The following is a 503-nucleotide window of genomic DNA, read 5'->3' on the forward strand; positions in this document are numbered from 1 at the left end:
GTTGAGTCGCTATCTTCTGTTGAATCTGAATCTTCTGAGGAATCGCTGTCTTCAGATGAATCTGAGTCTTCTGAGGAATCGCTATCTTCTGTTGAATCTGAATCTTCTGTTGAATCGCTATCTTCTGAGGAATCTGAATCTTCTGAGGAATCGCTGTCTTCAGATGAATCTGAGTCTTCTGAGGAATCGCTATCTTCTGTTGAATCTGAATCTTCTGTTGAATCGCTATCTTCGTCTGAATCTGAGTCTTCTGAGGAATCGCTATCTTCTGAGGAATCTGAATCTTCTGAGGAGTCACTGTCTTCTGAGGAATCTGAGTCTTCTGTTGAATCTGAATCTTCTGTTGAATCTAGCGCAGTTGCTGATTCGCTATCCGCTGTTGAATCTGAATCTTCTGTTGAATCACTGTCTTCAGATGAGTCTGAATCCTCAGTTGAATCGCTATCTTCGCTTGAGTCTGAGTCTTCTGTTGAGTCGCTATCTTCAGATGAGTCTGAGTCTTC

At 42.1% G+C, this 503-nt stretch carries 1 protein-coding gene; it reads right to left on the reverse strand.

The window, feature by feature from the left end; all coding sequences use genetic code 11:
* Positions 1-503, reverse strand: a 503-nt coding sequence (locus Hs20B_RS09620; protein ID WP_191088443.1) for a hypothetical protein, incomplete at both ends; no start/stop codon positions are given.

Source organism: Pseudolactococcus insecticola, assembly GCF_011170065.1.
In the GTDB taxonomy this organism is placed as follows: Bacteria; Bacillota; Bacilli; order Lactobacillales; family Streptococcaceae; genus Pseudolactococcus; species Pseudolactococcus insecticola.